The organism is Mesorhizobium sp. AA23 (assembly GCF_001672435.1).
Classification (GTDB): Bacteria; Pseudomonadota; Alphaproteobacteria; order Rhizobiales; family Rhizobiaceae; genus Mesorhizobium.
Window position 1 is genome coordinate 181,452 of sequence record NZ_LYTP01000002.1, and the last position, 23,340, is coordinate 204,791.

The 23,340-nt window shown below is 62.4% G+C and carries 19 protein-coding genes; 10 read left to right on the forward strand and 9 right to left on the reverse strand.

Annotated features, from left to right (window positions below):
• The first annotated feature begins 7 nt into the window (after window positions 1–7).
• Window positions 8–1,396 carry a glutathione-disulfide reductase gene (gene gor, locus A9K66_RS04320; RefSeq protein ID WP_067320039.1) on the forward strand — a complete coding sequence of 463 codons (1,389 nt, stop codon included), beginning with the start codon at window positions 8–10 and terminating at the stop codon, window positions 1,394–1,396.
• A gap of 52 nt (window positions 1,397–1,448) precedes the next feature.
• Here the strand turns inward: gor and mgtE are convergent, their stop codons facing one another.
• From mgtE to A9K66_RS04340, 4 genes are all read right to left on the reverse strand, one after another.
• A complete protein-coding gene (mgtE, locus tag A9K66_RS04325) occupies window positions 1,449–2,813 on the reverse strand; it encodes a magnesium transporter (RefSeq protein ID WP_067320042.1) in 1,365 nt (454 codons plus the stop codon).
• 377 nt (window positions 2,814–3,190) lie between these two features.
• The gene (locus tag A9K66_RS04330) at window positions 3,191–5,080 is read right to left on the reverse strand and encodes an ABC transporter ATP-binding protein/permease (RefSeq protein ID WP_067320045.1); all 1,890 of its coding nucleotides are present in this window, start codon (window positions 5,078–5,080) and stop codon (window positions 3,191–3,193) included.
• A gap of 494 nt (window positions 5,081–5,574) precedes the next feature.
• Window positions 5,575–6,255, reverse strand: a complete 681-nt coding sequence (locus A9K66_RS04335; protein ID WP_067320048.1) for a DsbA family protein — start codon at window positions 6,253–6,255, stop codon at window positions 5,575–5,577.
• Between the two features lie 41 nt (window positions 6,256–6,296).
• The gene (locus A9K66_RS04340; protein WP_067320051.1) at window positions 6,297–8,117 is read right to left on the reverse strand and encodes an extracellular solute-binding protein; all 1,821 of its coding nucleotides are present in this window, start codon (window positions 8,115–8,117) and stop codon (window positions 6,297–6,299) included.
• Window positions 8,118–8,402: 285 nt separating this feature from the next.
• On the opposite strand from A9K66_RS04340, the gene A9K66_RS04345 reads away from it, so the two are divergent.
• Window positions 8,403–9,032 carry an invasion associated locus B family protein gene (locus A9K66_RS04345; protein WP_095777677.1) on the forward strand — a complete coding sequence of 210 codons (630 nt, stop codon included), beginning with the start codon at window positions 8,403–8,405 and terminating at the stop codon, window positions 9,030–9,032.
• Window positions 9,033–9,110: 78 nt separating this feature from the next.
• On the opposite strand, the gene hspQ is transcribed toward A9K66_RS04345, so the two are convergent.
• Together hspQ and A9K66_RS04355 are read right to left on the reverse strand one after the other, a co-directional pair.
• Window positions 9,111–9,434, reverse strand: a complete 324-nt coding sequence (gene hspQ / locus A9K66_RS04350) for a heat shock protein HspQ (protein WP_066989816.1) — start codon at window positions 9,432–9,434, stop codon at window positions 9,111–9,113.
• A 225-nt stretch (window positions 9,435–9,659) separates the two neighbouring features.
• Window positions 9,660–10,871, reverse strand: coding sequence for a UbiH/UbiF family hydroxylase (locus A9K66_RS04355; protein ID WP_067320189.1), 1,212 nt, complete (start codon window positions 10,869–10,871; stop codon window positions 9,660–9,662).
• A gap of 98 nt (window positions 10,872–10,969) precedes the next feature.
• On the opposite strand from A9K66_RS04355, the gene A9K66_RS04360 reads away from it, so the two are divergent.
• The 8 genes from A9K66_RS04360 (at window position 10,970) to A9K66_RS04395 (ending at window position 19,258) form a co-directional block, all read left to right on the forward strand.
• Window positions 10,970–11,857, forward strand: coding sequence for a DUF2182 domain-containing protein (locus tag A9K66_RS04360; RefSeq protein ID WP_067320055.1), 888 nt, complete (start codon window positions 10,970–10,972; stop codon window positions 11,855–11,857).
• An 11-nt stretch (window positions 11,858–11,868) separates the two neighbouring features.
• Window positions 11,869–12,483 carry a DUF1326 domain-containing protein gene (locus A9K66_RS04365; protein WP_066989810.1) on the forward strand — a complete coding sequence of 205 codons (615 nt, stop codon included), beginning with the start codon at window positions 11,869–11,871 and terminating at the stop codon, window positions 12,481–12,483.
• On the forward strand, window positions 12,480–13,298 hold the full coding sequence (gene pcsA / locus A9K66_RS04370) for a phosphatidylcholine synthase (protein ID WP_066989933.1): 819 nt from the start codon (window positions 12,480–12,482) through the stop codon (window positions 13,296–13,298). The genes A9K66_RS04365 and pcsA overlap by 4 nt, the downstream gene beginning before the upstream one ends.
• 41 nt (window positions 13,299–13,339) lie before the next feature.
• Window positions 13,340–14,317: a quinone oxidoreductase gene (locus tag A9K66_RS04375; protein ID WP_067320058.1), complete on the forward strand. Its 978-nt coding sequence runs from the start codon at window positions 13,340–13,342 to the stop codon at window positions 14,315–14,317.
• Window positions 14,318–14,532: 215 nt separating this feature from the next.
• Window positions 14,533–16,110: an ABC transporter ATP-binding protein gene (locus tag A9K66_RS04380; protein WP_067320061.1), complete on the forward strand. Its 1,578-nt coding sequence runs from the start codon at window positions 14,533–14,535 to the stop codon at window positions 16,108–16,110.
• A complete protein-coding gene (locus tag A9K66_RS04385; protein WP_067320065.1) occupies window positions 16,107–17,219 on the forward strand; it encodes an ABC transporter permease in 1,113 nt (370 codons plus the stop codon). The genes A9K66_RS04380 and A9K66_RS04385 overlap by 4 nt, the downstream gene beginning before the upstream one ends.
• Window positions 17,219–18,139 (forward strand): ABC transporter permease, encoded by a 921-nt coding sequence (locus A9K66_RS04390; RefSeq protein WP_067320068.1) that lies wholly within the window; start codon window positions 17,219–17,221, stop codon window positions 18,137–18,139. The genes A9K66_RS04385 and A9K66_RS04390 overlap by 1 nt, the downstream gene beginning before the upstream one ends.
• A 51-nt stretch (window positions 18,140–18,190) precedes the next feature.
• Window positions 18,191–19,258 (forward strand): BMP family ABC transporter substrate-binding protein, encoded by a 1,068-nt coding sequence (locus tag A9K66_RS04395; RefSeq protein WP_066989795.1) that lies wholly within the window; start codon window positions 18,191–18,193, stop codon window positions 19,256–19,258.
• 70 nt (window positions 19,259–19,328) lie between these two features.
• On the opposite strand, the gene rimO is transcribed toward A9K66_RS04395, so the two are convergent.
• The 3 genes from rimO to A9K66_RS04410 form a co-directional block, all read right to left on the reverse strand.
• On the reverse strand, window positions 19,329–20,642 hold the full coding sequence (rimO, locus tag A9K66_RS04400) for a 30S ribosomal protein S12 methylthiotransferase RimO (protein ID WP_067320193.1): 1,314 nt from the start codon (window positions 20,640–20,642) through the stop codon (window positions 19,329–19,331).
• Window positions 20,643–20,781: 139 nt separating this feature from the next.
• Window positions 20,782–21,441, reverse strand: coding sequence for a TerC family protein (locus A9K66_RS04405; protein WP_067320072.1), 660 nt, complete (start codon window positions 21,439–21,441; stop codon window positions 20,782–20,784).
• A gap of 276 nt (window positions 21,442–21,717) precedes the next feature.
• Window positions 21,718–22,125, reverse strand: coding sequence for a DUF930 domain-containing protein (locus tag A9K66_RS04410; RefSeq protein ID WP_066989790.1), 408 nt, complete (start codon window positions 22,123–22,125; stop codon window positions 21,718–21,720).
• Between the last annotated feature and the right edge of the window lie 1,215 nt (window positions 22,126–23,340).

Below are 23,340 nucleotides of genomic sequence, written 5' to 3' on the forward strand. Positions count from 1 at the left end.
CCTTTCGATGGCCGGTTACGACTACGATCTCTTCGTCATCGGCGGCGGCTCCGGCGGGGTGAGGGCGGCCCGTGTGGCTGCCTCGCTCGGCAAGCGCGTCGCCATTGCCGAGGAGTATCGCTATGGCGGTACTTGCGTCATCCGCGGCTGCGTGCCGAAGAAACTTTATGTCTATGCCTCGCAATTCCCCGAACATTTCGCCGATGCCGCCGGCTATGGCTGGATGGTGCCCGAGGCAAGCTTCGACTGGCCGACGCTGGTCGCCAACAAGGACAAGGAGATCGCCAGGCTGGAGGCGATCTACAAGAGGAATGTCGAAGGTGCGGGCGGCGAGGCCTTCCACTCGCGCGCCGTGCTGGTCGATCCGCATTCCGTCTATCTCACTGCCGAAGACCGCACCGTCAGCGCCGACCAGATCCTGATCGCCACGGGCGGCCGTCCGGCTCCGCACCCGGCGCTTTCCGGCCACGAATATTGCATCTTCTCCAACGAAGCCTTCGATCTCAAGGAATTGCCGAAGGCGATCATGATCGAGGGCGGCGGCTATATCGCCGTCGAATTCGCCAACATCTTTCATGGACTGGGCGTCGACACCACGCTGGTCTACCGTGGCCAAGAAATTCTTTCGCGCTTCGATATGGACCTTCGCCGCTCGCTGCACGAGACAATGGAGAAGAAGGGGATCAGGATCCTCTGCCGTTCGATCTCGGAATGGGTGCGCAAGACCGCTGAGGGCAGACTGGACGTGCTGCTCTCCAGTGGTCAGACGCTGACCGTCGACCAGGTCATGCTGGCGATCGGCCGCATCCCGAACACGGAGAATATGGGCCTCGAAGGCGTCGGCGTTGAGCTCGGCAAGACCGGCGCGATCATCGTCGATGAATTTTCCCGCACCAGCATCGACAATATCTGGGCGATCGGCGACGTCACCCACCGCGTGCAACTGACGCCGGTGGCCATCCACGAAGCGATGTGTTTCATCGAGACAGCCTTCAAAGGCAATCCGACAGCGCCAGACCATGATACCATTCCGACGGCCGTGTTTTCGCAGCCCGAGATCGGCACCGTTGGCCTATCCGAGGACGAGGCGGTCAAGCGCTTCCCCGACATCGAGATCTATCGCGCGTCTTTCCGTCCCATGCGGCACACGCTGTCGGGCCGTGACGAAAAGATGCTGATGAAGCTGGTGGTCGACGGCGCGTCGCGGAAAGTGCTCGGCGCCCATATCCTGGGACCGGACGCCGGCGAGATGGCGCAGCTGCTCGGCATTCCGCTGAAGGCGGGGCTGAGCAAGGACGATTTCGACCGCACCATGGCCGTCCACCCGACAGCGGCGGAGGAGCTGGTCACCATGTACAAGCCGACCTATCGCGTGAAGAACGGCGAGCGCGTTTGAAGCCAAGCCGGGAAGGCGCCGCCGGCCATGCCGGCGGCGCGAAGTTTCTTGGCTAGAGGAGCGTGCCGCGCAGGATCACCAGAGCCACCGAGAAATAGATCACCAGCCCGGTGACATCGACCAGCGTGGCGACGAACGGTGCCGAGGCGCTTGCCGGATCGAAGCCGATGCGCTTCAGCGCGAAAGGCAGCATCGATCCCGACAGCGAGCCGAAGGTCACGATGCCGACCAGCGCCGCGCCCACCGTTGCCGCGATCAGCATCCAATGCGGGCCATAGTCGTAGAAGCCGAAATACTGCCAGAGCGCGATGCGGCAGATGCCGACTATGCCGAGGATCGAGCCGAGCACCAAACCGGTCGGCAGCTCGCGCAAGGCGACACGCCACCAGTCGCGAAGGCCGATCTCGCGCAGTGCCAGCGCGCGGATGACGAGCGAGGTCGCCTGCGAGCCGGAATTGCCGCCCGAGCTCATGATCAGCGGGATGAAGAGGGTGAGCACGATCGCCTTCTCCAACTCGCCCTCGTAGCTCTGCATGGCGTTCGCCGTGAGCATCTCGCTGAGGAACAGTGCGCATAGCCAGCCGGCCCGCTTCTGGATCATGGCGAGAAAGCCCATCTTCATATAGGGCTCGTCCAGCGCCTCCATGCCGCCGAAACGATGAACGTCTTCGGTCGTTTCCTCGACCATGGTGTCGATGATGTCGTCGATGGTGACGATGCCGAGGATCTTGCCGTGATCCACAACCGGCAGGGCGAGCAGATCGTATTTGGAGATCGTCTGCGCCAGCGTTTCGCGATCGGTCAGCGGCGTGACCGTGACCGGCATGCGATCCGGCGCCACCGACAGGATCGAGTCCTGAGGCTCGCCGGTGATCAGCCGGCGCAAGCCCGTCGCCCGCAGCAGGAGCTGCGTCTCCTTGTCGGTGATGTAAATCGCATAGACGGTCTCGCGCGTGCGCTCGACTTTGCGGATGTAGTCGAGTGTGCGGCCGACGGTCCAGTCCGAAGGCACGCTGACGAACTCGGTCGTCATGATCGAGGCGGCGCTGCCTTCGGGATAACCGAGAATCGAAAGCAGCGTCGCGCGCAGCGGTGGGGCAAGCGCGCCAAGCAGTTCCGAGCGCGCAGGCTCATCGAGCTCGCGCAGGATGTCGGCTGCGCGGTCGACCGACATGGCGGTGAGCAGCTTGCCTGCTTTCGCGCGCGGCAGGGCTGCGGCGAGTTCCGGCGCGCTTTCGAGCTCCGGCTGGTCGAAGATTTCGACCAACCGCTCGAACGGCACCGCGCAGAGCAGCTCGATGGCCGTCTCGCGAGGTTCGCGGTTGAGGGCTTCGACGACGTCGGCGACGTGGTCGTTGGCAAGAACACGGGCAACGGCGACCGCTTCGTCGTCCAATACGGATGCGAATTCATTCATGGCTCACTCCTTGCCGTCCGGCACGACGTGAGCCGTCAGGTCACGTCAAGGCGGACGGCGGTTGCGTTCGACTGTGACTGTCGCCAGGCATGGCGGGTTTGACCTTTCTGCTCGCGGGGTAGCGCATGACTCCCCGAAAAATCGGCTCCGATTTTCGGAAAGGATCATGCGCAATTCTAAGATTCTACAGCGTCCTTTACGCGTCCGAAGGGCGCGTGGCGGTGTAGGTTTTAAATCTGCGAGCGGGCGCAACATAGGAGCGCGTTTTGCCGAGTCAATCGCGAAGAGCGCTGAAAATGAGCGAAGCATTGCCGGATCGCGAGACTGTGATCGACAGTGGCCGCTGCCGAGGCGACGGACCAGGGCTGGGCTGATTGCTATTTCTGCTTGAGCCGCCGGAAGCGCAACCATTTGTCCTCGGCCGGCCGGGGCTGCGCGAGGATCGTCGTGAGCTCGCGCGGCAGAGCGGGAGCGAGCGGCTTCTTGGTCGCGACGCCATCGGAGATCGCCACGACGCTATGATAGAATTCCTCTCCGGAAAGCGACCGCGGCGGAACGGCCTCGTGCATCACGCTGATCACGGTTACATCGGGGCAATTGACCTTGATCGCTTCGTGGAAGGCGATCTTGCCTTCGGGGTCGAGAGCGCCGGTCGCTTCGTCGAGGAAGAGCAGTCCCGGCTGCTGCAGGATGATGCGGGCTACCACCAGCTTCTGCTTCTGCCCGCCTGACAGGACCTGATCCCAGAGCTTGCCTTCGCGGCTCTCATCGGCCAGGTGGCCGATGAATTCGCCGAGTCCGGCCTTGTGCAGCGCGGCCGCCACCAGCACGTCGGTGTGATCGTTTTCCGAACCCGGCAGACAGACGAGCTGCTTCAGCGAGACCTGCTGCAGCTTGACCTCCTGGGCGGCATAGAAGCTCGTCACCCCTTCCGGGAACACGATGGTGCCGCGACCATAGGGCCACAGACCATTGATTGCCTTGATCAGCGAGGTCTTGCCGCAGCCGGACTCACCCTTGAGGAATGTCCACTCGCCGCGGCGGAAGCGCAGGTTGGCGGCGCTCAGGAAGGGCGTCGCATCCTCGCCCTGATGCGCCAGCTCCAGCTTCTGGATGGTCAGGCCGAAGACGGGATTTTGCGTGGCATAGCTGAAGTCCGAGCGGCCGGTCTGGCGATAGAACTCCTGCGGCTGCTGGACGTTCTCGATGGCGCTGGCGAGCTCGGTCACACGCTGGCTGTTGGCTCTAAGCGTGGCGATCGCGGGCATGACATGGATGAACCACGAACACTGGCTGATCAGCTGCGCGACCATTTCGGAGCCGGTTATGTAGCCCTTGAGATCGAAGCCGTTGTGAATGAAGGGCACGAGACCGGGTCCGTAGGAAACGATGCGGGCGCCGATGAAATTGTAGATCAGCTCGAACGACATGTAGCTGGTGTTGACGACGTTCAGCCGCCCCCAGGTCTTGTCGATGTCGACATAGAGCTTGTCGTGCATCGTCTTCTGCACATCCTCGCCGTGTGAGGCGGCGACGTGGAAGCTGCGGCGCAGGAAGGTCGTCAATTCGCTGCGATAGCTGCCCTCGGCCTGTTGCATGCGGATGTTGAGACGTTCGAGTAGGCCGCCGAGCTTCACCGCAATCCAGGTGTTGAGCGGCACGTAGGTCGCGACCGCCAGGAAGGCGAGCACGGCGCTGCCATAGCTGCCGAGGAACTCCAGCCCTTTGACCTCCACCGAGGCCCCGATCAAATTCTCGCCGACGAAATAAAGCGAGGTCGCCACACCCAGCACGCCCATGGCGAGGCCGATGGCGCCGCCCGTCATGTCCTTGATCGATTCCTGGATGCGCTGGTCCATGTTGTCGGGAGCGACGATACCGCCTGCAACCGAGCCATGCTGGGCATGGAAATGGGTATGGTTGCCGTCGAGCAGCGCCCGGTTGAATTGGCTGTTCAGCCAGCCCCGCCATTTGCGATGCAAGGTTGCGGAAACGAGATTGCGCACTCCGGTGAAGCCGGCGTCCTTGAGCACGACCAACAGCACCAACATGCCGGCATTGGTCAGAAGCGTCTGGAGCGGATTGATATTGGCGGCGTCGTGGAAGAAGGCGATCGAATTCACCAGCTCGCCCGATGCCACGGCAAACCACACGCCGGCCTTGCTGGAGAGCGCTGTCAGCAGCGCGATGACGAGGGTGAGGGTCCAGGCTTCCTTCCACCGGTCGGAGAACCAGTAGGCTCGCATCAGCCCCCAGAATGTGCGCATCGACGATACCGGCGTCAGAGGCGAGGGCCTTGCCGCCTCGCTGGATGTTTGCTCCGGTATTGTACGTCGCGGTCTACCGACCCGAATCACGATCCCGCCCGAACCTTTCCTGTTTTGTTACACATGGTAACACCAATTGATCATTTTCCATTAATTTTCTTCCTCCGAATGGGAACAGGGTTACCGGCCGTGGCATGAAGGCAACAGAAAAGCTTTGCCGGCTGATATCTATCGGAGGGGAATTCGTGTTTTGGTTCAGCCGGTTGGGAACAGAGTTTCGGCTGGAAAGGACTTTCCCCAGGGGAAGCCAAAAACACGGTTTTGTGAAGGAATATTCAGCCCGATGCGCGGCCGGTCCATGGTTGAAGGGCTCGAAAAGTCCCTTCAGGAGACCTGGGGTTACCTCGAATCAACCACCGTAGACCGCGGGAATCTCTCTCAGCAGTCATCACGGGCTTCCGCGTCGGCTAGCGAAGGGGTGATGCGAACTTGGTCTAGCCCGCCGTTTCGAGCTCACCGCGCGCCTTGGCCGCAGCGACCTGGCGGATAGCATCGGCCAGCGTGTCGGCGTCCTGCGCGCCCATAACGGCATATTTGGCTTCGAGCAGGAAACAGGGCACGCCGGTGATGCCCATGCGCGAGGCGGTGGCGATCTCGTTGCGCACCGCCTCGACATCGGCATCCGTGGGCAGCAGCGTCTCGACCACGGAACCGTCCATGCCGGCTTCGCGGGCGGCTTCGGTTAGGACGGCATGGTCGCCGAGATTGGCGCCTTCCTCGAAATTCAGCTGGAAGAGGCGTCGCACCAGCCGGTTCTGCACGTCCTCGCCGGCAGGCCCCGCCCAACGGATAACGCGGTGGGCGTCCAGCGTGTTGGGAGCGACCTTGATGGCGCTGAAGGCGAAATGGATCCCTTCCGCCTCGCCGAGCGGCTCAATGCGCGCATGGATCTGCTGGATGCGTTCCTCGCTGCCGAATTTGCCCAGCATGTATTCGCGGCGATCCATGCCGCCTTGCGGAATGGTCGGATCGAGCTGGAACGGCCGCCAGCGCACGTGCACGTCGATATCGCCGGCAGCGGCGATCGCCCTGTCCAGCCGCTTCTGGCCGATGAAGCACCAGGGACAGACGACATCCGACACCACATCGATGGTGATCGAGTTCTCCGCGCTCATGCTCGTCTCCTTGCTTGGTCCGTGTCAGGCGGGGGATCGCGTCAGTTGGGCTTTCGCCACCATGTCGGCAGCTGATAGCCGAATATGGGCGTCTTTTGCGGATGTTCCAGGTAGCTCCAGTAAGCCAGCCACTGCTGCGTGTTGTATTGCATGGGCACCATGTAGTTGCCCGATATCAGCAGCCGATCGAGAACGCGAACCGCGGCGACATAGTCTTCCTTCGTGCGGGCATTCAGCATCGCGTTGATCGCCGCATCGACCGCGGGATCGGCGACGCCGGCCAGGTTGAATGAACCCTCCTGCTTGGCGGCGACGGATCCCCAGCGTCCCACCTGCTCGCTGCCGGGCGAGAGCGAATTGTTGAAACCGCTTGTGCCGATCAGCACCTCGAAGTCGAAGCGCTGCTTGCGCGACTGGATCTGATCGCCGTCGAGGCCGCGGATGGTTACATCGATGCCGATCTTCTCCAGCGTGCGCTGATAGAGAGCCGCAAGCCGCTCCTCGTCCTGCGATGACGTCATGATCTCGAAGCCGAAGGGATTGCCTTCAGGGTCGAGCATCCGGCCGTCCTCTACGTGATAGCCAGCGCTTTTCAGGAGCTCGAAAGCCGCTCGCAGCACCTTGCGGTCCTGGCCGGAGCCGTCGGTGACCGGCGGCCGCCAGGTTCCGTCCATCACCTCGGCAGGGACGCGGCCGGGGTAGGGGGCAAGCAGCGCCTTCTCCCGGTCGTCGGCGGGATGGCCGAGCGCGGACAGCTCGGAGTTCTGCCAGAAGCTCATGGTGCGATTGAACTTGCCGGCGAACAGGTTTTTGTTGGCCCATTCGAAGTCGTAGAGCATGCCGAGCGCACGCCGCACGACCGGATTGGAAAACTTCGGCAGCCTGGTGTTGAACAGGAATCCCGTCACCACGGGCGGAATACCGGTGTCGAAATATTCCTGCTTCACATCACCCTTGCGAAAGGCCGGGAAGTCGATATCGCGGTCGCGCTTGACCGGATCGGTCTCGTCGTCGAGGGCGCAGATGCCTTTCTTGAACGCTTCCGTCTTCGCGTTGGCGTTGAGGAAATACTCGATGGTGATCTGGTCGAAATTGTCGAAGCCGCGCTTCGATGGGATGTCCTTGCCCCAATAATTGGGATTGCGCTTGAACACGATGCGCTGCCCAGGCTGCACCTTGTCCACGGTATAGGGGCCGCTGCCGGTCAGCGGCTTCAGCGTGGTCTTGTCGAAAGTCTCCTTGTCGAAGGCGTGCTTGGGGATGATCGGCGTCAGCGCGACGATCAGCGGAAATTCGCGATTGGCCTTTTCGTTGAAGGTGAACTTCACGCTGTGGTCGCCGGTCTTCTCCAGCCTGGCAATCATGCTCATGCGATCGCTGTAAGGCGGGCGGCCCTTGTCCTTGAAGACATCGTAGGTGAACAGCACGTCCTCCGGCGTCACAGGCTGGCCGTCCGACCATTTGGCCTTGGGATTGAGGTGGAACTCGATGCTCTTGCGACCCGGGTCCATGTCGGCGCTGTCGGCGAGCAGGCCGTAGAGGCTGAAGGGCTCGTTGTAGTTGCGCTGCATCAACGGCTCGAAGACCAGGTTGCCGTAGACCGTGTCGATCATGCCGCGCGCGGTGGTGCGCAGGCTCTTCAGGATGAAGGGGTTGAGATTGTCGAAACTGCCGACGACGCAATAGGTGACGCTGCCGCCCTTCGGCGCGTCGGGATTGACGTAGTCGAAATGCGTATAGTCCGCAGGCAGCGCCGGCTCGCCCTGCATGGCGATGCCGTGCTTCGGTTCCGACAAAGCCGGAAGCAGCGAGAGGGCCAGAAACGAGGTCGCGGCGATCAGCCGAACGAGAACGCGGTCCATGACCGTCTCCTTGCCGGGCAGCTTGGTGATTCGACATGCACCCTAGAGCATTTCGCTCCCCGATTGAATCGGCGCGCGCCGGTCGCTTGGGTTCAGTCGACGCATCGCCGATGAGGCTCGTCCAGGGCAGGAGAACGCGGCAAGAAAACGCGGAAACCGGGCTGGATTCGGCGCCGCTGGCAGTGTAACACGCGCTCCGAAGTCATGCTGTTGCCTCATTTGGGCAACAGGTAGCGGGACCACACGGCAGGAAGAAGCCGGTCCCCGGGATCATTTGAGAGGAAAGTGCACCATATGACGAGCAACGCGTATCGCCTTTCGGTGCTGGCCGCAGGCGTGGTCGGCGTTCTGGGCGCCGGGCTTTTCACCGCTTCCGCGCAGCAGCCGCCGCAGATTCCGCAGGGCTGGTTCAAGGCCTGCACCAAGCAGGAAGACGTCGATATCTGCAACGTGCAGAACATCGTCACAGCCGGCAATGGCCAGCTCGTCACCGGCGTCAGCCTGATCGAGCTCAAGGGCAAAGTGAACCGTAAGGTGTTCCAGGTGACGGTGCCGACCGGCCGTCTCGTTCCTCCGGGCATCGGCCTGCAGATCGATTCCGGCAAGGCGCAGAAGCTCGACTATGTGATCTGCTTCCCGGATCGCTGCGTGGCCGAAGTGCCGCTGACCGACCAGCTTGTCGCGTCCTTCAAGAAGGGCCAGCAGATCACGCTCACCTCGGTCAATTTCCAGAACCAGCCGAACCCGATCAAGGTTGCGCTGACGGGCTTCAGCGGCGCCTATGACGGCCCGCCGCTGCAGCAGTCGGACATCGAGGACCGCCAAAAGAAGCTGCAGGACTTCGTCGCCAAGAACAACCAGGACTTCGCCAAGAAGCTTAAGGAAGAGCAGGACAAGGCGAAGACCGCCAACTGATTGTTGGAGCGTTTCTCCAGCATGCTAAAAAGCGAGCGGGGCAGGCGCCCCGCTTTTTTATTGTCGCTTGTTCAGCCCTCAGTGTTTCGAGTGACCTTTCGGCTCGTAGCGCCCGTCGGGCAGCTTGTCGAACATCTCGCCGATCTGCGGGTGCCGCACCGGCTCGCCCGACCGGTCCTCGAGCAGGTTCTGCTCGGATACATAAGCGATGTACTCTGTCTCGGAGTTCTCGGCGAGAAGGTGATAGAAAGGCTGGTCCTTGCTTGGACGCATGTCCGCCGGGATCGCTTCATACCATTCTTCGGTGTTGGCGAATTGCGGATCGACGTCGAAGATCACGCCACGGAACGGAAACAGCCGGTGGCGAACAACTTGTCCGATCGCGAATTTGGCCGTCTTCATCGCACTCACCACTTCGGTCCCGAGGCGCCGCAGCGGCTTGCGCGCACAGGGCGCCTAAGGTCTTGAATCTACACGTCACGCGCTCAAAAATCGACCCCGACTTTCGGCTTGGTACGATTTGGCGCAGACGTTGCTCCAATGCAATGCTTTACCGACGCCCTGGCCACCAAGCTACCTATCGGCAGGCGCAATGCTCGGCCGAAAGCGGTAGTTTGCAAATGTGCCTCAGCGCGCGGCCTGTTTCCTGAAGCCGCCGGCGAGCGCCCGAAAACCGCTTCCCGGCCGCAGGCCTTCGCGCATGAAGAAGGCGCGCAGCGGCGCGAAGCTGCCCAGCACGTTGAGGCCAGCGCTGCGCGCAAGCTGCGCCGGGAGCATGTCGGACAGCAGTGACATGTTGAGCAAGTTCACCGCACTGCTGCGCGCCAGGATGTCCGGACGGCGCCGCGTGTCGTAGGCGGCAAGGCTCAGCCTCGACCCGGGATCGTCGCGATTTTCGCTGGCGATTCCAATTAGATCGTCGATATCCCTGATGCCGAGATTGAGGCCTTGTGCCCCGATCGGCGGGAAGACATGAGCAGCCTCGCCGACAAGCGCCACACGGTTTTGCGCGAACCGACCAGGCGAGGCCGCCGAAAGCGGGTAGACTTGGCGGCCGGGCTCGACCGAGACCCGGCCGAGCATGGACTGCATTTGCTCTTCGACCCGAACAGACAGCATGGCATCGTCGAGCGCGGCCAGTTCCTGTGCCGTTTCCGGCTTCACCACCCAGACGAGACTGGAGCGCTTGCCCGGCAGCGGCACCTGCGTGAACGGCCCGGTCTCGGTATGGAATTCAGTTGAGATGAAGCCATGCTCGCTGCGATGGCTGAAATTGAGAACGAGCGCCGACTGAGGATAGGGTCGGGCGGAGGCCCTGATGCCGGCGGCCTCGCGCGCCGGCGACAGGCGCCCGTCGGCGGCAACCGCCAGCGATGCCGAGACCTCACTGCCATCGGCGAGGCTCGCATGTGCGTGGTCGGCGTCGAGCCGCCAGGCATCGACCATCGACTTTCGCCACTCAATGCCGGGATTTGCGGCGACCTTCTTGGCAAGCACCGGGATCAGGACTTTGTTCGGCAGGTTGAGCCCGAACTGCTCCTCGCCGATTTCGCTGGCGCGGAAGGTGACGGTCGGGCTGCGGATCAGCCGGCGCGTTGCGTCGACGATGCGCATCATTTTCAGCGGCGCCGCCTGCGGTCTGAGTTCGTCCAGCACACCCAGCCGGTCGAGCACCTTGAGAGCAGGGTTCATAAGGGCGGTGGTGCGGCCATCGCCGCTGGCGGCCTCGGGGCCAGCCAACGTTACGGCAAAGCCTGCCTCGGCAAAGCCGAGTGTCGCGATCAGGCCGGCCGGGCCGCTGCCGGCGATCAATATGCGAACTTTGTCACTCTGCTCCACGCCAGGCTTCCATGTTGATGGCGGCCCGTCGGCCTGCATGCGGTATAGGGCAGATCGGCGGGCTTGATCAACGCGCCGATTCGGCCCATTCGATTGGCATGAGCGCCCAGGAGCACGATTTCCGCCATCTCGACCGCGCCGGCCGCGCCACGGCGGGACTGGCGCGCAGCCCCCGCCTTGCCGTGATGCTCACTATCGGTGCGGGCGTCGTGCTTGCCTGGTGGATCCTCGCTGCCATGGCTATTCGCGGCGCCGAAAGCCGCGTTGCCGGCGGCGCTCCGGGCGATGCGCTGCTGAAGAACCTGCCGCCATTGCCGCTGCCGGATTTCCTCGACCGGTTCTTCGCTTTGTGCCTTGCGCCGGCGCCGCTTTCAGGCTCGTTGGCGGCGTCGGCGCTCGTCCTGATGTGGTTCATAATGGCGGTGGCGACGATGCTGCCCTCGGCGGCGCCGATGATCCGCACCTATTGCGAGATTGCCGATACCGCTCGGATCAAGGGAGAGCCCGTCGCCCATCCGCTGGTTCTGGTGATGGGATTTCTCGCGACTTGGCTTGCCGCCTCAGTGGCGTTCGCCGCGCTGACGCTCATAATCTATGGCTTTGTCGCCGCGGGACAGGTGCTCGATCCTGTCGTCGGGGTTGCCGGGGCCGCCGCCTTGGCGATTGCCGGCCTCTATCAGTTCAGCGGCTTGAAGCAGGCGTGCCTCAAGAGGTGCCGCAACCCGTTCTCGATCCTGTTTGCCAACTGGAGCGCGAAGCCGGGGCGTGTCTTTCGCCTGGGAGTGGAGCAGGGCGTCTGGTGTCTCGGCTGTTGCTGGGCGCTGATGCTGGTCATGTTCGCCGTGGGCGCGACGAACATCTTCTGGATGGCGCTGATCAGCCTGTTCGCTCTGATCGAAAAACAGACCGCGGGCAGGCTGGCCAGCCAGGTTTCCGGTGCGATACTGCTTGTGTGGGCCGCCGCCCTGCTATTAGTTTCCGCGTGAGGGAGATTTCGATGGCCGATCAGAGCTGGGCGATGAAGGGAGAGCTGGTACTCTCCTGCAATTGCACGGTTTTCTGCCCCTGCGTTCTGTCGCTCGGCAGCCATCCGCCGACCGAAGGCTATTGCCAGACGTGGGCCGGGTTCCGCATCGACGCCGGCCATTTCGGCGAGGTCGATCTTTCCGGCCTTAATCTTGGTCTGGTCATGGAAATCCCGGGCTATATGAGCCGCGGCAACTGGAGCGCCGGCCTGTTCATCGACAAGCGCGCCTCCATCTATGCCGTGAAGGCCCTGACAAAAATCTTCACCGGGAAGGCGGGCGGGACCACTTCGCTACTGTCGATTCTTGTTGGAAACTTCCTTGGCGTGGAACAGGTGCCGATCACCTATGAGACGCGTGACAGGACGCGCGTTTTCCAGATACCGCGGATTATCGACGGCGCGGTGACGCCGATACCCGGCAAGGACCGCGACAAAGACACCGTCATTACCAATTCCGAATACTGGATCGCACCGGAAATCATCGTGGCGAAGTCGGACAAGAGCAAGATGCGCGCCTTCGGCCGCAATTGGAATTTCGCCGGCCGTTCGGCCGAGATATGCAAGCTGGATTGGCGAGGCCCGTGAGCAAGAACACAGCGGCCCGGAATGCGGCCAAGAAAATCGCGGAGCGGATTCCGCGGCCGAAGAAGAAAGTGACGTGGCCGCAGGCGCGGGCTTTTTCCGTGCACCTGCTGACTGCGTCCGGCTCGTTCCTCGCCTTCCTGTCGCTGGTGGCGGCGAGCGAGGGACGTTGGACGGCAATGTTCTGGTGGCTCGGGCTGGCGCTCTTCGTCGACGGCATCGACGGCCCGATCGCCAGGAAGCTCGAAGTCAAGGAGATCCTGCCGACATGGTCGGGCGAGCTCCTCGACAACATCATCGACTACGTGACCTACGTGCTTATTCCGGCCTTCGCGCTATACCAGCGAGGCTTGATGGGCGAGAACCTGTCGTTCCTGTCGGCGGCGATCATCGTCGTCTCCAGCGCGATCTACTACGCCGACACCGGCATGAAGACGAAGGAGAACTTCTTCAAGGGGTTCCCGGTCGTCTGGAACATGGTGGTGTTCACGCTCTTTGTCATCGAGCCGGGGCAGTGGGTTTCCTTCGCCGTGGTCGTGGTCGCCGGTATTCTCACCTTCCTGCCGATCAACTTCATCCACCCGGTACGGGTGGTGCGGCTCAGGCCGATCAATCTCGGCATGACGCTGTTATGGTGCGCCTTCGGCGCGCTTGCATTGGCACAGGCCGCACTTGCCTCGTTCTATGACAAGATCGGGGTTCTGAGCGAGCAGGTCAGCATCTTCACCAAGGCCGGCATTACGGTTACCGGGCTCTATCTCGCCTGCATCGGCGGCATCATGCAGATGTTCCCCAATCTTGGCGCCAGGAAATCCTGACTCGATATCCAGCTTCCGTCCTTTTCCGAGAAAGTTGAGCAATGTCCAAAGCGATCCGCATTCACGCCCATGGCGGACCCGAGGTCCTGACCTATGAGGAAGCATATCCCGGCCAGCCGGGCGCCGGGCAGATTCTGATCAGGCATACCGCGATCGGCCTCAACTTCATCGACGTCTACCATCGCTCGGGCCTTTACCCGCCGCCCGGCGGCTTTCCGCTGGTCCCGGGCGGCGAGGCGGCGGGTGTGGTGCTGGCCGTTGGCGCCGGCGTCGACTGGCTGCAGCCCGGCGATCGCATCGCCTATGCCGTCAATGTCGGCGCCTATTCGGAAGAACGCGTGATCGCCGCCGACCGCGTGGTCAAGGTGCCGGACGGCATCAGCGACGAGCAGGCGGCGGCCATGATGCTGAAAGGCATGACGGCCGAATATCTGCTGCGCCGCACCTATAAGGTGAAGGCGGGCGACACGATCCTCTACCATGCCGCGGCCGGCGGTGTCGGCCTGATCCTGGGCCAATGGGCAAAGCATCTCGGCGCGACGGTGATCGGCACGGCGAGCTCCGTCGACAAGGTCGAGCTCGCCAAGGCACATGGCTTCGACCATGTCATCAATTACAAGGAGCAGGATTTCGTCGCCGGCGTCGCCGCCATTACCGGCGGCAAAAAGTGCGACGTCGTCTATGATTCCGTCGGCAACGACACTTTTCCCGCTTCGCTCGACTGCCTGAGGCCGCTTGGCATGTTTGTCAGCTTCGGCCAGTCGTCCGGGCCGATCCCGCCTTTCCCGATGTCGCTTCTGGCGCAGAAAGGCTCGCTCTATGCGACCCGCCCGACAATCTTCGTCTACAACGCCAAACGCGAGGACCTTGTGGCCTCGGCGCAAGCGCTGTTCGAGGTAGTGCTGAGCGGCGCCGTCGAGATCAAGATCAACCAGCGCTACGCGCTGAAGGACGCGGCACAAGCGCAGTCCGATCTCGAGGGCCGCAAGACGACGGGCACAACCATCCTCATCCCCTAAGCCGGCTGCCTTGTTTTTCAGCGCCTTGCCGCGCCTCAAGGCAGTGGTTTCCCCGACAAGCTTACTGGTTTCCCTCTTGCCCTGAACAGGCCTATCTTACCCCTTGAGTTTCCGCTGGAATTCTTGAAGCTCTTTCAAGTTGCGTGCCGCTTTCCGACCGAAGCCGGCCGCGCATACGATACCAGCGGGAACACAGAACATATCCGGGTAACTGGATGGGAGGCACTGTGAGTGCAAATCATGACAGGGCGAACCTGCTGGAGGTTCGTGGCCTTACGAAGATTTTCGGCACGCTGACGGCGTGCAACCATATCGACCTCAACATCGCGAAGGGCGAGATCCACGCCCTGCTCGGCGAGAACGGCGCCGGCAAGTCGACGCTGGTGAAGATGCTGTTCGGCTCGCTGGAACCGAATTCGGGTGAAATTTTCTGGAACGGCCAAGCCGTCAGGATCACCAGCCCCGGCCTCGCCAAGAAGCTTGGCATCGGCATGGTGTTCCAGCATTTCTCGCTTTTCGAGGCGCTGACGGCGGCCGAGAACATCGCGCTTTCGCTGAACGACGGCTCGCCGATCAGCGCGATTGCCGCGAAGGCGCGGGCGCTCTCCTACAGCTACGGCCTGCCGCTCGATCCGGAATCGCTGGTCGGCGATCTTTCCGTCGGCGAGCGCCAGCGCATCGAGATCATCCGTTGCCTCTTACAGACGCCCCAACTCATCATCCTCGACGAGCCGACTTCGGTGCTGACGCCTCAGGAAGCCGACAAGCTGTTCGAAACGCTGGAGCGGCTTCGCGCTGAAGGCAAGTCGATCCTTTACATCTCGCACCGGCTGGAAGAGGTCAAACGCATCTGCGATCGCGCCACGGTGCTGCGCCACGGCAAGGTCGTCGGCCACTGCAACCCGCGCCAGGAGACGGCCGCGTCGCTAGCCCGCATGATGGTCGGCAATGAGGTCAAGGCAGTGGTGCGCGCGCCGGCCAAGGGCATCGAGACCGCGCCGGCATTGCTGGAGATCCGCGGGCTTACCCGCAAGCCGGCGACGCCGTTCGCCATTCCGCTCAAGAACATCAATCTTTCGGTACGTGCCGGCGAGGTGATCGGCATCGCCGGTGTCGCCGGCAACGGCCAGGGCGAGTTTTTCGAATCCGTCTCCGGCGAGGTGCTGCAGCAGGATCCCGGTTCCGTGCGCATCCGCGGCAAGGATGCGGGCGGCGTGTCGATCACCGGCCGGCGGCTGATGGGCGCCGCCTTCGTGCCGGAGGAACGGCTCGGTCACGGCGCGGCGCCGCGGATGAAGCTGTCGGAGAACCTTTTGCTGTCGCGCCATGCCACCGACGGCAAGTCCTTCGTCGGCTCCGGCGGCATGGTCAGGAACGCTTCCGTCTACAGCGCCGCCCAGCGCATCATTGCCGCGATGGACGTGCGCAAGAGCGCTCCCGATCCGGAGGCCGCGGCGCTGTCCGGCGGCAATCTGCAGAAGTTCATCGTCGGCCGCGAGCTCGACCGCAAGCCGAGCGTGATGGTCGTCAACCAGCCGACCTGGGGCGTCGACGCCGGTGCCGCCGCCCATATCCGCCAGGCGCTGATCGAGCTTGCCCGCAGCGGCTCGGCGGTTCTCGTCATCAGCCAGGACCTCGACGAATTGTTCGAGCTGTCGGACGCGATCGCGGTCATGCACAACGGCGAATTGTCCGCGCCGCTGCCGATCGCCGAAGCCACCTTCGAGAGGATTGGCCTGTTGATGGGCGGCGCCGAGCCCGGCCACGCCGAACACAGCATGGAGACGGCATGATGCGCCTCGAACTGGTCAAACGCCCGCAGCGCTCGGCGCTGTTTTCGGTGCTCTCGCCCTTCATCGCCTTCGCGCTGACGATGATTGCCGGCGCCATCATGTTCGCGTTGCTCGGCGTCAATCCGCTCAATGCGTTCAATGTCTACTTTGTTCAGCCGATCAGCGAGGTCTGGCAACTGCATGAACTGGCCATCAAGGCGGCGCCGCTGATCCTGATCGCCGTCGGCCTGTCGGTTTGCTACAAGGCCAACATCTGGAACATCGGCGCCGAAGGTCAGTTCATTCTGGGCGGCATCTTCGGCTCGATCATCCCGGTGCTGTTCCCCGAATTCGAAGGTCCGCTGGTGCTGCCGCTGATGCTCTTGCTCGGCATGGTCGGCGGCGCCCTTTATGCGGCCATCCCGGCGCTGCTGAAAACCCGCTTCAGCACCAACGAGATCCTGACCAGCCTGATGCTGGTCTATGTGGCGCAGCTTTTCCTCGACTGGCTGGTGCGCGGACCGTGGCGCGACCCGCAGGGCCACGGCTTCCCGCAGACCATCCAGTTCGGCGACTCGGCCGTCCTGCCGGAATTGATGCCGGATGCCGGCCGCGCCAATTGGGGCTTCGTCTTCGCGCTGGTCGCCGCTGTCACGGTCTGGCTGATGATGAGCCGCATGCTGAAAGGTTTCGAGGTCCGCGTGCTGGGCTCGAGCCCGAGGGCAGGGCGCTTCGCCGGCTTCGGCCTCAGCAAGATGGTCTTCTTTACTTTCCTGCTGTCCGGTGCATTGGCTGGCCTTGCCGGTATCTCGGAAGTCTCAGGCGCCATCGGCCAGCTACAGCCGGTGATCTCGCCCGGCTATGGCTTCACCGCCATCATCGTCGCCTTCCTCGGGCGGCTCAATCCGCTCGGCATCGTCGCGGCAGGCCTGGTGCTGGCGCTGACCTATCTCGGCGGAGAGGCGGTGCAGAGCGCGCTCGGCATCTCCGACAAGGTGGCGCGCGTGTTCCAGGGCATGCTTTTGTTCTTCGTGCTCGGCTGCGACACGCTCATTCATTATCGCATTCGTCTGATCGGCTTTGCCGCGCCACGACTCGAGGCCGCGCCCAAGCTGGAGGAGGCACGCTGATGGACATCACAGTCAACATCCTTTTGACCATCGCGACCGCGGCGACGCCGCTCTTGATCGCGGCGATCGGCGAGCTGGTGGTGGAACGCTCCGGCGTGCTCAACCTCGGCGTCGAGGGCATGATGATCATGGGCGCCGTCGGCGGCTTTGGCGCGGGCTATCTTACCGGATCTCCCTGGATCGGGCTGCTTGCCGCAATCGTCGTCGGCGCGCTGTTTTCGCTGCTCTTCGCCGTTATGACGCTTTCCCTGGCGACCAACCAGGTGGCGACCGGCCTGTCGCTTACGCTGCTCGGGCTTGGCCTCTCCGGCATGATTGGCACCAGCTTCGTCGGCCAGCCTGGCGTCAGGCTGCCGAACCTCGACATCCCCGGCCTGACCTCGATACCGGTCGTCGGCAAGCTGACCTTCGGCCAGGACCCGTTGTTCTACGTCTCGATCGGGCTCACCGCCGCCGTGATGTGGTTTCTGTTCAGGACGCGCACTGGCCTCACGCTGCGCTCGATCGGCGACAGCCACGCGTCGGCCCATGCGCTCGGCATCAAGGTCATCCGCTACCGTTACCTCGCCGTGATCTTCGGCGGCGCTTGCGCCGGGCTTGCCGGCGGCCACCTGTCGCTCGTCTACACGCCGCAATGGGTCGAGAACATGAGCGCGGGACGCGGCTGGATCGCGCTGGCGCTGGTGGTCTTTGCGTCCTGGCGTCCGTGGCGGGTGCTGGCCGGCGCTTACATCTTCGGCGCGGTGTGGATCGGCCAGCTTCATGCACAGGCTTTCGGCATTCCTGTACCGTCCCAGTTTCTTTCTTCGCTGCCCTATCTGGCAACCATCGTGGTTCTCGTTCTAATCTCGCGGAACAAGCGGCTGACGATGATGAACACGCCGGCTTCGTTGGGGCAGCCATTTGTTCCGGATCGTTGACGACAACAAAAAAACGGGAAGCTCCAAGGCTTAACTCAGAGAGGTAACACGATGAAGAAACTGCTTATTGCGCTGATGACCACGGCCGCGGCTCTGTCGCTGGCGGCAACCGCCGAGGCGGCCGACAAGCTGAAGGCCTGCTGGGTTTATACGGGGCCGATCGGCGACTTCGGCTATTCCTATCAGCACGACCAGGGTCGCCTCGAGGTGGAGAAAGCGCTCGGCGACAAGGTCGAGACCGCCTATCTCGAGAACGTCTCGGAAGGCCCGGACGCCGACCGCGCCTTTGAGCGCCTGGCGCGCGAGAAATGCAAGATCATCTTCGGCACATCGTTCGGCTTCATGGACGCCGAGGTTAAGGTCGCCAAGAAGTTCCCGAAGGTGATGTTCGAGCACGCCACCGGCTACAAGACGGGCGACAATCTCGGCATTTACAACGCGCGCTTCTATGAAGGCCGCTATGTGCTCGGCCAGATCGCGGCCAAGGAATCGAAGAAGGGTCTTGCCGGCTACATCGTCTCCTTCCCGATCCCGGAAGTGGTGATGGGCATCAACTCCTTCATGCTCGGCGCGCAGTCGATCAATCCGGACTTCAAGGTGAAGATCGTGTGGGTCAATACCTGGTTCGATCCGGGCAAGGAAGCCGACGCCGCCAAGGCGCTGTTCGACCAGGGCGCCGACATCATCGTCCAGCACACCGACTCGACCGCCCCCCTGCAGGTCGCCGAGGAGCGGAAGCTGCATGGGTTCGGCCAGTCGTCGGACATGATCAAATTCGCGCCGAACGCGCAGCTGACCTCGCTCACCGACGAGTGGGGCCCGTATTACATCAGCCGCGTGCAGGCTGCCCTCGACGGCACCTGGAAGCCGGACAATGTGTGGCTTGGCATCAAGGATGGCGCCGTCAAGCTCGCGCCCTTCACCAACATGCCTGACGACGTGAAGGCAATGGCGGAGGCGACCACCAAGAAGATCGCCGATGGCTGGAACCCCTTCACCGGCCCGGTGGCGAAGCAGGACGGCTCGCCTTGGCTGAAGGACGGCGAGGTCGCCGACGACGCCACGCTGCTCGGCATGAATTTCTACGTCAAGGGCATCGACGACAAGCTGCCGCAGTAAACAGCAGCCTGGCATCAAAACAAAAAGGGCGCCCCACCGGCGCCCTTTCATTTTCAGCCAATCCCGCTTGTCAAACGGCCGAGCCGTAGAGATCGTAGGCGTCGGCGCGCTCGACCTTGACCGTGACGATCTCACCGGCGCGCAGCGGCCGACGCGACTGGATATGCACGGAGCCGTCGATCTCGGGGGCGTCATATTTGGTGCGGCCCTTGGCCGAGGTGCCATGCCCCTCGTCGATCAGCACCGGCAGCCGCTTGCCGACCTTCCTGGCCAGCTGCGTCGCCGAGATCTTCTGCTGGCGCTGCATGAAGCGGTGCCAGCGGGCTTCCTTGATCTCCTGCGGCACTTGTTCCAGGCCGAGGTCGTTGGAGCGCGCGCCCTTGACCGGCTCATATTTGAAGCAGCCGGCACGATCGATCTTCGCCTCGTCCAGCCAGTCGAGCAGCATCTGGAAGTCGTCTTCCGTCTCGCCGGGGAAACCGACGATGAAGGTTGAGCGGATGGCGAGATCCGGGCAGACCTCGCGCCAACCGCGGATCCGCTCCAGCGTCTTTTCGCCATGAGCGGGACGGCGCATGTTCTTCAGCACCTGCGGCGAGGCGTGTTGGAAGGGGATGTCCAGATAGGGAAGGATCTTTCCCTCGGCCATCAGCGGAATGACGTCGGCAACATGCGGGTAGGGGTACACATAGTGCATGCGAACCCAGATGCCGAGCTTGCCGAGCTCCTCTGCAAGGTCGAGGAACTTCGCTCGCACCTCGCGGTCGCCGAACATGCTCGTCTGATATTTGATGTCGATGCCATAGGCGCTGGTGTCCTGCGAGATGACGAGGATCTCCTTGACGCCGGCCTTGGCGAGCTTTTCGGCCTCGCGCAACACGTCGGCCGCCGGGCGCGACACGAGGTCCCCGCGCAGCGCCGGGATGATGCAGAAGGTGCAGCGATTGTTGCAGCCCTCGGAAATCTTCAGATAGGCGTAATGCCGCGGCGTCAGCTTCAGGCCCTGGGGCGGCAGAAGATCGATGTAGGGATCATGGCTGGGGGGAGCCGCCTCATGCACCGCCGCCATCACGCTCTCATAGGCCTGCGGACCGGTGATCGCCAGCACATTGGGATGCTTCTCGCGAATGACCTCCGGCTCGGCGCCGAGGCAGCCGGTGACGATGACGCGACCGTTTTCGGAAAGGGCGGAGCCGATCGCGTCGAGCGACTCGTCGCGCGCGGAGTCGAGAAAGCCGCATGTGTTGACGACAACGAGGTCGGCGCCATCATGCTTGCGGGCGATCTCGTAGCCTTCAGCGCGGAGCCGCGTGATGATGCGCTCGGAATCGACGAGCGCCTTCGGGCATCCAAGGCTGACGAAACTGACACGAGGGGCAGACATAAGCTTTTCCAGGTTTTTCGGGATCGGCGGCGCCATACCACACTAATTGCGGCATTGGTATGGGCTGGTCCTTGTTGCGGCAAAACGCAATGCGAGGCCAGATCAGTGGCCGGCCAAAGCCCGCGTCAGGTGGCGGCAGTCAGCTCACCGCGTTGTTGACATGCGGCCAGATTTCCATCGTGCCTCTGTAGACCATGTCTAGCGCGACATAGAGGATGATCAGCAGGCCGATATAGGCAATCCAACGGTAACGGTGCAGCAGCCGCGCAATGAAGCTGGCGGCAAGGCCCATCAAGCCGATCGACAGCACGAGGCCGACGATCAGCACCCAGAAATGATCACGCGCGGCGCCGGCGACGGCCAGCACGTTGTCCAGCGACATCGACACGTCTGCGACGACGATCTGCAGCGCCGCCTGGCCAAGCGTCTTGCGCGGCGCCTTGCCGGCAACCGCCTTGTCGCTGTCGAGATCGGAATTGGCGAGCGCCTCCGTCGCCTCGTGCTCGTCGGCATGGGAGGTGCGCAGCTCGCGATACATCTTCCAGCATACCCATAACAGCAGGATGCCACCGGCGAGCAACAGTCCGACGATTGCAAGCAGCTTGACGGTAACCGCCGCGAACAGGATGCGCAGCACCGTCGCTGCCACCACGCCGATCAGAATGGCCTTTTTGCGCTGCTCCGTCGGCAGGCCGGCGGCCGCCAGTCCAATGACGATGGCATTGTCGCCCGCAAGCACCAGGTCGATCGCGATGACCTGGACAAGGGCAGTCAGGCTTGCGGCGCTGAAAATATCCATCGTCTGGAGCCTTCCTGTTTGCGAAATGTCGATCTTCGAGTGTTCTAACGCCGGAGCGATTCACCGATTGATGCGATCGCGTTCTAAGTCTTTGTTTTCACGCAATTCCGGCGGGAAAAACGGCTGCGCGCCTTTCCTGGAATTGCTCTACGTGCATGGTTCCTGCACGTCAAGAGAACTCACGAAACAAGCGGTTGCCGCTCGTCTGGTTCCATTGGGTTCAAATGAGTTTGCACTCGAAAGGCCGATTTGCGCGCAACCGACCGCGGCAGTCGGTCAATCGTAAAGATTGTATTTTGCCCAGTCGGTTTCCGGGATCTCGTCACCGATCTTGTAGAGCAACTGCAGCACCTGCATGTGGTCGGGCGCAGTCTGGCACTTGAACTTCAGCCGGAACCATTGACCCTTGCTGCGAAAGGCGGCGCCGGGGCTCCTGATCGCGTCGGCGCTCATCTGGGGCGTGGCGAAGGCATAGGCCACCACACGGTCGGCCTTGAATTTGCGATCGTCGTGGCTGATCCGGTCGAGCACCTCGGCGTCGCAACGCTGTTCGAGACGAGTCTGCGGATCGAGTTTCAGCAGGCCGGCACGAAGTGCGTTGTCCATCGCCTTGGCCGGCCAGGCCAGCGCCAGAGGCGCCAGAACCATCAGGCAGAGCTTTTTCATGGGCGCGACAAGCAGCATATTCTGTCTGAGAAATCAACCAAACGCACGCGCTTGTGACATGGGTGCCGGCTCGGCCAGGCCAGCCATGCGGCACAAGCCAATCTCGGGCTTCGGCGACTGGGCTATTGCCATTGTTCCGGGGTCCGCGATGAAACGATCTCCGCTGCCGAAGAACTGTCAAGAACCTGTCAGACTTGGGTCGTATAGAGCAGGGACTGTAGAGCCTCTTTTTCTCCTCGTCGGGCGGCAGTATTGTGCTTTCAAAGTGCTGGAGCACAATCCTGCCCGGTTTCGCAGGCTCAGCCGCCGAACAGATTTGCGTTGGAATACTAAAACGAAGAACCGTCAGTGATGAGGTTTACCTGCTTATCGGATCCGTGTGACCAATGGATGGTCTATGATGTATTTTTCGACCTTCCGGCGGAATTGTCGGGCCGACTGCTGCTTGGATTAACGCAAAAGGGCGCAGAGCATTTAACTGAGCAAGCGAACATAAAAACTGTGTCGACCTGCCTGACGATGGAAACCGGCCCCGGTGGGAAGGCCGTTAGCCGGAAAGCACTTTACCAAAAATGTTTCGCTGCAGGGTAGCGCTATAGGTTCCGTGGTTTGCAAGATGATCCCATACGGAGAAACAGGCCGTGAGTGCGGCCAGAGCAAGAATCATGCGCATTGGAACTCCCCACGGCGCCCGAAAACGTCCAATGGTAAGTTCGTGTCAGATTGGAGGCTATTGCTAATATAGTGGGTAACCCTACACCGATCGCGGTATGCTACAGCAAGCGGATAGCAGGGCGAGCTACGCGGACTTTGCGCAGCCGCCGGCACTTTCCTGGTGACTTAGCGAGCGATAGCTAGTCCGATACCGATGCCAACCCCCACGGCGACCCCTAAAAAGAGCTTGCTGGCGAAGTCCAGGGCGAACGCGCGCACAGCCGTATAAATATCTGTTCGGGGCTGCCTGACAGCAGCCGCAAGGTCATCGAACATCGCTTCCATAGGTTGCCACCCGCGATTTCTTCGACCTGCAAGACTAGATCAGTTCTGGTGAGATGGGAATCCTCCGATCCATCAAAATTTAACGATCACGAAAGCTCGTTGGTAGGCACGTGTGGTAACGGTTGATTCAACCATCGCTGGTATAAAGCAAAGTCAGGTGGCGGCCCCGACAGAGGGCGGGGGGTGCTGGGCCTGCCGGAGCCGCCGGCGCGGGAGTGGGCGCTACCCGCGCTG